Source organism: Sphingomonas sp. LH128 (assembly GCF_000293195.2).
Classification (GTDB): Bacteria; Pseudomonadota; Alphaproteobacteria; order Sphingomonadales; family Sphingomonadaceae; genus Novosphingobium; species Novosphingobium resinovorum_A.
The window spans coordinates 1-10,447 of the sequence record NZ_ALVC01000159.1 but is presented as its reverse complement, the minus strand read 5'-3'; the positions used below and the strand labels follow the sequence as shown (position 1 = coordinate 10,447).

General features: G+C 65.8%; 7 protein-coding genes and 1 pseudogene. All 8 read right to left on the bottom strand.

The window, feature by feature from the left end:
• Positions 1-610 (bottom strand): MGH1-like glycoside hydrolase domain-containing protein (locus LH128_RS13570; protein ID WP_008830214.1); only part of this gene is annotated, 610 nt, incomplete at its 3' end.
• A 281-nt stretch (positions 611-891) separates the two neighbouring features.
• Positions 892-3,732 carry a TonB-dependent receptor gene (locus LH128_RS13565; protein WP_008830213.1) on the bottom strand — a complete coding sequence of 947 codons (2,841 nt, stop codon included), beginning with the start codon at positions 3,730-3,732 and terminating at the stop codon, positions 892-894.
• A gap of 329 nt (positions 3,733-4,061) precedes the next feature.
• Positions 4,062-5,483: a glycoside hydrolase family 43 protein gene (locus LH128_RS13560; RefSeq protein ID WP_036524822.1), complete on the bottom strand. Its 1,422-nt coding sequence runs from the start codon at positions 5,481-5,483 to the stop codon at positions 4,062-4,064.
• A gap of 132 nt (positions 5,484-5,615) precedes the next feature.
• Positions 5,616-6,620, bottom strand: a complete 1,005-nt coding sequence (locus LH128_RS13555) for an arabinan endo-1,5-alpha-L-arabinosidase (protein ID WP_008830211.1) — start codon at positions 6,618-6,620, stop codon at positions 5,616-5,618.
• Positions 6,620-8,197 carry an alpha-N-arabinofuranosidase gene (locus LH128_RS13550; RefSeq protein WP_008830210.1) on the bottom strand — a complete coding sequence of 526 codons (1,578 nt, stop codon included), beginning with the start codon at positions 8,195-8,197 and terminating at the stop codon, positions 6,620-6,622. Before LH128_RS13550 ends, LH128_RS13555 begins: the two co-directional genes overlap by 1 nt.
• 21 nt (positions 8,198-8,218) lie before the next feature.
• Entirely contained in the window at positions 8,219-9,145 is a 927-nt protein-coding gene (locus LH128_RS13545; RefSeq protein WP_008830209.1) for a Gfo/Idh/MocA family protein, read from the bottom strand.
• A 3-nt stretch (positions 9,146-9,148) separates the two neighbouring features.
• Positions 9,149-10,144 (bottom strand): AraD1 family protein, encoded by a 996-nt coding sequence (gene araD1 / locus LH128_RS13540; RefSeq protein WP_008830208.1) that lies wholly within the window; start codon positions 10,142-10,144, stop codon positions 9,149-9,151.
• 61 nt (positions 10,145-10,205) lie between these two features.
• Positions 10,206-10,447: pseudogene (locus tag LH128_RS13535) on the bottom strand (aldehyde dehydrogenase (NADP(+))); the annotation flags it as partial.

The following is a 10,447-nucleotide window of genomic DNA, read 5'->3' as shown; positions in this document are numbered from 1 at the left end:
AGCCGTCCTTGCCGCCCGAGGCGTCGATCGAGGACACCGTGTACTCGGTCGCGTCCAGCAGCGGCTCGACGAAATACAGGCCCTTGTCGAAGTCGAACTTCTCGTCCCACAGGCGGTAGACGTGGCGCATCGTCTTCAGGTGCGCGAGCAATGCCTCGCGGTCGCCGTCCACCAGGTAGCGGCCCCATACCGAGTCCGCCATGTGGTCGGTGAAGTGGCGGTCGTTGCCGCCCTCGTACATGAAGTTGATGTAGTCGTCGGTGAAGCGCCGGTCGTTCAGCCAGCGGCCTTCGGCGATGTGGAAGCCGCTCGCGTCGTTGAGGCTGGCGTAAGGTTCGCGCTGCCAGTCGACGTCGTCGGCGAACTCGGTGGTGATGTAGCCCTGCGTGCCCAGATCGCGCTGGTGCGCACGGAACAGGCCCCAGCGGTAGTAGTAGACCGCGTCGATCTTCGCGTCCGAGGATTCGAAGAAGGGAATCCGCCCCTCGTACCACGCCGCGTCATTGCCGTAGCGGGCCTCGGCGATGGCCTCATGGTCCATCGGCGGGCTGGCGGCAGCGGCAAGCAGCGCCATGAAGGGCAGCGCCGCGAGGGCCAGTTTCTTGCGCACGTCAACGGTCCTTCCGTGAACGGCCCAAGCTGAGGGGGCTTCGACAAGCTCAGCCTGAGCGGGATTTAAAGACCTGTTCTCAAACCCGCTCAGGCTGAGCTTGTCGAAGCCCCCGCCGACAGCACCGGTCCCGGAACCTGTCCGGGACGGCACGTTGAAGCAATCGGAAGGGCGGCCGGTCCGTATCGGGTGTTGGGAGAGGAAGGAACTCCGACCCGTCCCGGCCGCCCTGAGCGGGGCACGCTGCGAGGAATGGCGTTCCCGCAGCGTGCCTCGCCGTATCAGTCGAACTTGAAGCGCACGCCCACCGCGAAAGTGCGGTCGATCAGCAGCGTGCTGGAGTTGAACTGCTGCGCGTTACCGACGTCGCCGAACTTGTAGTAGTTCTGCTGCTTCGCCTTGGTGAGGTTAACTGCGTCGAAGGTCACGCCGATATCGTCGTTGACGTTCCACGTCAGCTGCAGGTCGAGGCTCTTTTCAGGCGCGCGCCAGAAGCCGATCGGGTTCGCGAAGGAGCGGCCCTCGTTGCTCTGGAGGAAGCCCTTGCGCCAGATGTACGACAGGCGGGCACCGATCGGGCCGTTGTCGTAGGCCAGCGTCGCGTTGTACGACAGCTTCGACACGCCGAAGAACGCCGACTTGGTGGAGCCGGTGATCTCGCCCTGGGTGTTGACGACCGGGATCGTCTGCTCGGAGTCGAGGATCGTGGCGCTGCCGGTGAAGCCGAGGCCGTTGAGCGGGCCGGGCAGATAGGTCGGGAAGTAGGTCAGGCCCAGTTCCACGCCCTTCAGCACGCCGTCGGAGGCATTGACCGGACGGGTGATGTTGAACGTCTCGGTGTAGGTCTCGTTACGCGGCAGGTAGTTGTCCGGGATGATCTCGCGGCCCGTGAGCGGCACGACCAGCCCGTTGATCTCGCGGCGGAAGGCCGTCGCGTAGATCGCGCTGTTGCGCTCGAAGTACCATTCGATCGCAAGGTCGAAGTTCTTCGAATGGGTCGCGGTCAGGTTGGCGTTGCCCGCGCTGCCGGTGCCGAAGCCGATGCGCGACAAGTCGCCCGTCAGCGTGACGTTGGGGTTGAGATCGCCGAAGGCCGGACGGCGCAGCGTCTCGCCGTAGTTGAAACGGATGCGCAGGTTGTCAGTGATGCCGTAGCGCGCGGTGAACGAGGGCAGCCACTTGGCCGAGCCGGTCGAAACCCCGGTGCGGGCGAAGCCGTTGCCGCGATCGAAGTATTCGTAGTCGGTATCGATCTGCACATAGCGCACACCGGCCTGCAGCTGCAGCGGGCGGCCGAACAGTTCGATCTCGCCGTCCGCCATGAGGTAGGCGGCGGTATTGATCTCGCCGATGCCGAAGACGTGGCCGAAGCTCAGCTGGTCGGACAGCAGCAGCCCCGGGTTGACCGCCCGGTACAGGGTGCGGACCGCATCCTTGTCCATGGTGCGCGGATCGGCGAGGACCCAGCTGGTCGGAATGTCGGCGCGGCCGTCGAAGAAGCCGCTGTTGGTGAACGGCGTACCCTGCCCGAACTGGTCGAGCGTCACGCCCGGCAGGCCGCCCGCGCCCTGGTCACGCACGTAGCTGTCGGCCTTGCGGTCGTCGTAGCGGAAGCCCGCCTTGATGCGGCGCAAGAAGCCTTCGTCCCACTCGTACTCGCCGTCGAGCATCACGGTCAGCGCGCTGCCCTTGTTCTTCGTGCCGCTGTCGAACAGGTTGCCCACGGTCCACGCCGAAGCGTCGGTCAGGACGCCCGGATTGCCGAAGCTGTACGAAGGCAGGCCGCCACCGGCGTTGAAGTCCACGTCGATGTCGAGCGGCGCGCGATCGGTACGGATGGCGAAGAACGAGGTCTCGTTCTTGCTGTCCTGATAGGCGACGTCGGCCGTGATCTTGCCGCGATCGGCCACGTCCCACTTGGCGTTGAAGGCGTAGACATAGCTGTCGGTCTTGTTGGTCGAATAGTCGCCGCTGTTGAAGCCTGCGACCGCACCGGCCTGACGCGACTTGATGATGTTGGTGCCGTCATACAGCTCGAAGCTGTTGGCGACGTCAGCGGGCAGGTTGCCCCACCAGTCGACGAAGCTGAAGTTCAGGCTGTTGAAGGTCTTGCCCCGGAAGCCGGTGTAGAACACTTCGGCGGTGTAGACCGAGCGATCGTTCGGCGCCCACTGCAGCGCGGCGTTGACCGACGGGCGCGTGCGCTTGCCGTAGAGGTCGGAGGCGATCACCGCGTCGCGCGACAGGTAGTACGGCGTCTCGACACCGTTGATGTTCAGCGTCGAGCCGGGCGCGATCGGCAGGCCCGCGTCGAGTCCAGGCGTCCAGTTCTGGTTGCGGTCACCCGGGAAGATTCGCTCCAGCGGGGTCAGGCCGGAACCTGCAGGCGGGGTCTCGGTGGCGAACGGCACCATGGCGCCCGCCTGCAGGTTCTGGTTGCGATATTCGGCGCGGGTGTAGCTGGCGTTCACGAGGAAGCCGATCTCGCCGATGCCGGTGTCCCACTTGTCCGCCACGAGCAACGCGACGTTGGGGTTGGCCTTGTCGGCCAGCTCCGAATAGATGCCGCGCGCAAGGCCCGAGATGGTGAAGCCGTCGAAGTCGAGCGGACGGCGCGTCTGTACGTCGATCTGCCCGGCAAGGCCGGTCTCGATCTGGTCGGCCGAGCGGGTCTTGTAGACGTCGATCTTCTTGACGAGGTTGGCCGAGATGTCCTGCAGCGCGAACGAGGTGCCCGCCGCCGTGAAGATGTTGCGGCCGTTCAGCGTGGTCAGCGGATCGGTCAGGCCGCGGATGGTGATCGTCGCGGCTTCACCGCCGGCACGGTCGGTGACCTGAATGCCGGTGACGCGCTGCAGCGCCTCGACCACATTGTTGTCGGGCAGCTTGCCCACGTCCTCGGCGACGATCGAGTCGACGATCTGGACATTGTCCTTGCGGCTGTTGATGGCACCGACGATGGACGCGCGCACGCCGGTGACGATGATGTCTTCGGCGCTGGCATCATCTGCAGCGGCCTGAGGCGCGGTGCCCTGCGGAGCAGCGTCCTGAGCCTGCGCGACGGAGGCGAAGCCGAGAGCGAGAACGGATGCGGTGCAAAATGCGAATGGCTTGAACGCCATGATCAACCCTCCCAAGGGGGCTGGCCGATACCATGCCCCGAAACTGTGTGCCGCCTGATTATTAGTCGGACTATTTAGACGCAAGAGGAAAATGCATTGCTCCGACAAAAAGGATGCAGAGATGTGGCATATGGAGCGCACTTGTCGCTTTAGCGGGCGCATTCCCGGGCATCGACGTGCGATTAAATCAGACAATTAAACGCCATCGTCCCGGAGTTGATCCGGGACCGCTGGCCGTGAACAGCCCACCTCCCAGCAGGGTGCTTCCGGGCCAGCGTCCTCCTAAAGACCGCCACCGGTCCCGGATCAAGTCCGGGACGACGGCAGGCTCAATCCGCCAGCCAAGCCACGCTGGCGTCATAGGCGTCGGCCAGCACCACCCGGTCCCCGGCATGGGCGAGCGCCCTGCCCTCGAACGCGGACGAGGCGAAGCGCACGGTGCCGCTCGCCGGGCCGACCTCGCGGCGGAAACGGGCCGCCTCGGTCGCAGAGAGCGGCACGAGAGATACCGAGCCGTCGCCCCCGGCGACAAGGCAATGGTCCGGCTTGAGGATCGGCACCAGTTGCACGGTGCCCTCGCCCGCCTCGACCGAGCGGAACTGCGTCTGCGGCAACGAGGCATCGCTCACCGAAAGGCGCGCGCCCTCGGCAGCCAGCCGCACGGTGCGGCGCACGGCGGGGATGAAGCGCTCCGGCAGCGCACCATTGCCCACCGGCACGCCGAAATCCGGATTGCCGTTGCCGTCGAAATAGAGGCGCTGAATGCGGGTGTGACGATCGGGGTTGAACAGTGGGTCGCCCTCGATCTTCTCGTAGTCGCGGCCGTGGTAGACGAGGATGTCGCGGCCCTGCTCGTCCGTGGTGAAGCTGTTGTGGCCGGGGCCGTAGACAGAGGTTTCACGGCAGGTGACGAAGACCGGCTCCGGCGACTTGGTCCAGGCGCGCGGGTCCATCAGGTTGTCGGTCTCGCCGATCGACAGCAGCCCCAGGCAATAGCGCGCATCGGTGGCACTGGCCGAATAGCTCATGAACAGGCGGCCGTTCTTGACGATGACGGCCGGTGCCTCGGCGACCTTGTAGCCGCGCACTTCCCAGTCGAGCGTCGGCACCGTCAGGCGCGCTGCGGGCGCGGACAGGGTCAGCGCGTCCTTCATCGGCGCGATGTAGAGGTTGGAATTGGTCTCGATCCCCGGCTCGCGCTGCGCCCACGCGAAGTAGCGCACGCCCCGGTGGACGAAGCTGGTGGAATCGAGGTTGAAGCTGTCCCACGGCGCCTTGAATTCGCCCAGCACCGACCAGCCCCCGGTCATCGGGTCCGGCCCGTCGCAGACCACTGCATACGTGCGGATGCGGAACACGTCCTCGCCGCCGCCGCTGGGGCCGGCAGCGAAGTACATCACCCACTTGCCGGCGATCAGGTGCAGTTCGGGCGCCCACAGGAAGCCCGACATCGGCCCGCTCGATTCGTGGTGCCACAACACCCGCTCCTCGGCATCGGTGAGCCCGGCGAGGGTCTTCGAACGGCGCAGCACGAGGCGGTCGTACTCGGGCACAGAGCCGGTCATGTAGTACCAGCCGTCCTCGTGCAGGAACACCTGTGCGTCGGCCCGGCGCTTCACCAGCGGGTTGATCGCACCGGGGACATCAGGGGTCTGCGAGGTGCCGATCACGCTCTTGCCCGGCGCGGTGCAAGCGATCGGAAGCAGCGATGCAGCAGTGGCGAAGTTGCGACGCGACAGGGGGAAGTTCATCATGGCCTCTCCGGCGGTTCTGGTACGTTATGGTCGTGTTAGGTGCCGTTAGGCCCCCGTTGGGTGCCACCTTGAAAAAGGACGCCCCGGCCTTGGTTCAGGGCCGAAACCGGGGCGCCGTCAGGTGGGTGTTCAGTACTCGGCGACGGGCCAGCCGTCCGCGTCCCACCGCAGCGGCGCGATGCGCAGCGTGGGGCGGCCGTCGGCTTCCTTGTCGTAGGCGTGGTAGACGAGGTAGGTCGTGCCGTCCTTGTTAGTGAAGGCTCCGGCATGGCCGGGCCCGCGGAAACGCTGCTTTTCCTTCAGGTCGGAGCGCAGCAGGATGGTCCCCTCGCCCTCCATCATCGAACTGCCGTCACGGCCGAGATAAGGGCCGGTGATCTTTTTCGAGCGACCGACGACGGTGTAATACGTCGAGTTCACGCCCTTGCAGCAATAGTCGTAGGACGCGATCAGGAAGTACCAGCCGCCGTGCGGAATGATGAACGGCGCCTCTACCGGCGCCGCCGCTCCCGCAGGCGCGCGGCGGCGGGCGATGGAGTACGGTTCGGTGCCGGGCACGACCTTGCCGGTCTTCGCATCGAGCGGGAACAGCTTGAGACCGCTCCAGAAACTACCGAGCGACAGCCACTGGCGCCCCTGCGCATCGACGACGAAGTTGGGATCGATGGCGTTGAAGTCATCGTCCTTCGTGGACATGACGACGAGGCCATGATCCTGCCATTTCGCCTTCGGCCCCAGCGTCTTGCTGGTCGCGAGACCGATCGCCGAACGGTTGGAGCCGAAGGTCGAGACCGAATAGTACAGTCGGTATTCGCCGTTCACATACGAAATATCCGGCGCCCAGATACCTTCGGTTCCGGGAACAGCATCTTTCGCCCACGCCGGTATTTCGGAGAACACCGAACCGGCATCCTTCCACACCTTCAGGTCGGTCGAGGTCTTGATGCCGATATACTTGCCCACGGTGCTGAACACGTAATACGTGTCCCCCTCGCGGATGATGACCGGATCATGCACGACAAGGTCGCCGGAAAGCTGCGAATTCAGCGTCCCGGCACCCTTCTCGCCGACCTGCTGGGCGCTCGCGGAACTGGCAAGAGCCAGCGCCGCGAGACCGAGGAAGGCCGCCTTCATCACTGCAGTTCCAGCACCACCACCGACTTCGCCGGCAGCGTCACGACCATCTGGCCGCCCTGCACGCTCGCCCCGGTGAAGGCGGCGGGCTTGACGACGTCAGGCGCGTCGAAGGTGTTGTGCGAATTGATCGCCGAGCCCGTCAGAATACGGCCGGAAACCGCCGTTGCGCTAACGCCGTCGAGCTTGATCGTCACCGTGTTCGACTGGTTCGGATCGAGGTTCGACAGCGCGACATGCACCTTGCCGTCCTTCGCCTTCACCGCCGAGCCGCTGACCGCAGGCATGGTGAATTCGTCCTTGGAATACCACGGCGACTTGATCTCGAGCGGCAGCACGGTGGCGTCCTGCCAGGGCTTGTACATCTCGAAGACGTGGTAGGTGGGGGTCAGCACCATCTTGCTGCCCTGCGTGAAGATCATCGCCTGGAGCACGTTCACCATCTGCGCGATGGCGGTCATGCGCACACGGTCGGCGTGCTTCGCAAAGATGTCGAGGTGCACAGAGGCGATCAGCGCATCACGCAAGGTGTTCTGCTGCCTCAGGAATCCGGGGTGCGTCCCCTCGTCCTGCGCATACCACGAACCCCACTCGTCAACCGCGAGGAAGATGCGCTTCTCGGGATCGTACTTGTCCATGATCGCCGAGTGCTTGGTGATCAGTTCGTCCATGTGCCGCGCGCCGTTCAGCGCATCGGCCCAGCCGTACTCGTCGAAGTTCACTGCAGGCGCACGCGGCGGCCAGCCACCGGCGGGGTGGACGTAATAGTGCAGCGAGACGCCGTCGAGCTGGTTCGCCGCGACGCGCATCATCGTCTCGGTCCAGTTGTAGTCGTCGACGTTGGCGCCGGCCGCGACCTTCAGGATCTTGGTCCCGGCGGGCGGCTTGATGAAGGTGGCATAGCGGCGCGTCTCGTCCGCCGCGAACTCGGGGCGCATGTTGCCGCCGCAGCCCCACAGCTCGTTTCCGACGCCGAAGTACTTGACCTTCCACGGTTCCTTGTGGCCGTTCTTGGCGCGCTCATCCGCCAGCGAACCGGCGGGCGAGGTCATGTATTCGACCCATTCGGCCATTTCGCGCGGAGTGCCGTTGCCGACGTTGCCCGCGACATAGGCCTCGGCGCCGACCTGTCGGATCAGCTCGAAGAACTCGTGCGTGCCGACCGCGTTTGGCTCGGTCACGCCGCCCCAGTGGGTGTTGATCTTGACCGGGCGCTTGGCCTGTGGGCCGATGCCTTCACGCCAGTTGTATTCGTCGGCGAAGCAGCCGCCGGGCCAGCGGATCACCGGAACCGACAAGTCCTTCAGCGCCTTGACGACGTCGTTGCGGAAGCCGTTGGTATTGGGGATCTTGCTGCCTTTGCCGACCCACAGGCCGCCATAGATGCCCTCGCCCAGATGCTCGGCGAACTGGGTGAAGACGTCCTTGTTGTAGACCGGGCCGGGCTTGCCGCCCTCGATCGTGGCGGTGGTGGGCTGGCCACCCGTATCGGCCGAAGCCGTCTGGCTCAGGGGCGCGGAAAGCACCGTCGCTGCCATCAGCATGGCGAGCGACGTGCGGCGGAAGAACTTAGTCATTTCAGTCCCCTCCCTAGGGAATCAATCGTGGAATTCGTCCACCAGCTTGCGGTGGCCGCGCAGGAATGCGTCGGCGACGAGTCGCAGCGGCGCCACGTCCACGTCGCTGCGGCCACCCCGGATGAGGCTGGCGAAGCGCGCGTAGAGGCCCGGATATTCCATGTCTTCGGCATGCTCGGTGCCGCTCGGAAGCGTCAGCACCGCGCCGCCGTTCGACAGCTTGAGGGTTCCTTCGTCCGTCTCTACGACGATGTCCCACGACTGCGGGCCGGTCTGCCGCCAGTCGAGGTCCATGTGGATCGGCGCGCCAGCGGTGTCGCGGAACTCGATGTCGGCGGCGATCGGCGCGGCACGGTTGGCCGGGATCTCCAGCGTCGCACCCTGCAGGAACATCGGGCGCGGCAGGATGTGCGTGACGATCGAAAGCGCATTGATGCCCGGATCGAACACGCCAAGGCCGCCCGGCTCCCAGATCCAGGCCTGGCCCGGATGCCACACGCGCACGTCCTCGCGCCACACGATCGAAACCTTCTCGATCTTGCGGTCGGACAGCCACGCGCGCGCCGGGGCCACGCCCGCCGCAAAGCGCGAGTGCCACGAGGCGAACAGCGTCGCGCCGACCTTCTCGGCGCGGCTTTCCAGCGCCACGACTTCGGACAGCGTCGCGCCCGGCGGCTTTTCGAGGAACACGTGCATGCCCTTCGACAGCGCCTGCACGGCAAGGTCATAGCGGACCTGCGGCGGCGTGCAGAGCGCCACCGCATCGATCGCCGGACCATTCGCGATCAGTTCGTCGAGGCTCTTCGCGTGGGGCACGCCCTCGACGCCCGGATCACGCGGGCTGACGGTGGCGGCGAGGCTGAACGCCTTGTTCCCGGCGATGGCGGGAAGGTGCTGGTCGCGGGCGATCTTGCCCACGCCCACCACCGCAATGCGGATCGGGTCCATCGATCAGAGCGCCTTCACCGCGAAGGCGCGCTCGGGAACGCGGACCAGCCTGTTGGCGACCGGCAGCGTGAAAGGTGCGGCCGAAATCTCGAACACGTCGCCTTCCTGCGTCTGCACGCCGTCGCTGAACGAAAGCGTCGCGGTGCCGAAAAAGTGGACATGCACGTCGCCCGCGCGGCGGAACAGGTCGTACTTGAAGTGGTGATGCTCAAGGTTCGCGAACGTATGCGACATGTTACCCTCGCCCGAGAGGAAGGGCTTTTCCCAGATCGTCTCGCCACCCCGGATGACCTTGCTGGTGCCCTCGATATGCGAGGGCGGCGTGCCGAGCAGCAGCTCTGGGCCGAGCGCGGCCTGACGCAGCTTCGAGTGGGCCAGCCACAGGTAGTTGTGACGCTCGGTAACGTGGTCCGAATACTCGTTGGCAAGCGCGAGGCCGAGGCGGTAGGCAGTGCCGTCCTCGCCGATCAGGTAGATGCCTGCGAGTTCGGGCTCCTCGCCGCCGTCCTTGGCGAAGGCAGGCATTTCGAGGTCGTCGGTCGGGCCGACGAGCTGCGAGCCGTCGCCCTTGTAGAACCATTCCGGCTGCTGGCCGACTTCGCCCGGCGCGGGCTTGCCGCCTTCGAGGCCTTCCAGGAACATGCGCATGGAGTCGGTCGGCTTCTCCTCGGAAGCGGCCGCCTTATGCATCTTGTCGCGACCCTCGGCCGAGCCGAGGTGCGTCAGGCCAGTGCCCGCGAGCAGCAGGTGTGCGCCGTCCTCGTGGTCGATCGGCGCGAGCAGGCGGCCCGCCGCGAACTCGGCGGCGATATCGACGGCTTCGCCCTGCCCGGCATCCTTGGCGGCCTCGGCAAGCGTCTGGCCCGCAGCGATCGCGCCAAGCGCGAGTTCACGCACCGAGGCGATGCCCGGTAGGAAATGCGCGGCATCACCGTCGGCGAGAATGACGGAACGAACGCCCTCGGCGCTCAGGTGCTGGAGCAGGCGAAGATAAGTCATGGGTACTCTCCCAAAGGCGGCGCGCTTCTTGAGAGCGCGCCGCCCGGATGGTTGGATCAGATCAGTTGAGGGTCAGAGTGCCATCGATCAGGCGCGGGGCGCCGTCACCGAAGGCATCGTCACGCAGTTCGGCCGGAAGCAGCCCCTGCGCAAAGTTCTGGTAGCTGACCGGACGCAGGTAGCGGTCGATCGCCATGCTGCCGACCGACGTGGTGCGCGGGTCGGAAGTCGAGGGGAACGGGCCGCCGTGGACCATCGCGTGGCACACTTCGACGCCGGTGGGCCAGCCGTTGACGAGGATGC

Excerpts from the sequence above, each read along its gene's own strand:
- LH128_RS13565 (WP_008830213.1), bottom strand. The coding sequence starts at position 3,732 with ATGGCGTTCAAGCCATTCGCATTTTGCACCGCATCCGTTCTCGCTCTC.
- LH128_RS13560 (WP_036524822.1), bottom strand. The coding sequence starts at position 5,483 with ATGAACTTCCCCCTGTCGCGTCGCAACTTCGCCACTGCTGCATCGCTG.
- LH128_RS13555 (WP_008830211.1), bottom strand. The coding sequence starts at position 6,620 with ATGAAGGCGGCCTTCCTCGGTCTCGCGGCGCTGGCTCTTGCCAGTTCC.
- LH128_RS13550 (WP_008830210.1), bottom strand. The coding sequence starts at position 8,197 with ATGACTAAGTTCTTCCGCCGCACGTCGCTCGCCATGCTGATGGCAGCG.
- LH128_RS13545 (WP_008830209.1), bottom strand. The coding sequence starts at position 9,145 with ATGGACCCGATCCGCATTGCGGTGGTGGGCGTGGGCAAGATCGCCCGC.
- araD1 (WP_008830208.1), bottom strand. The coding sequence starts at position 10,144 with ATGACTTATCTTCGCCTGCTCCAGCACCTGAGCGCCGAGGGCGTTCGT.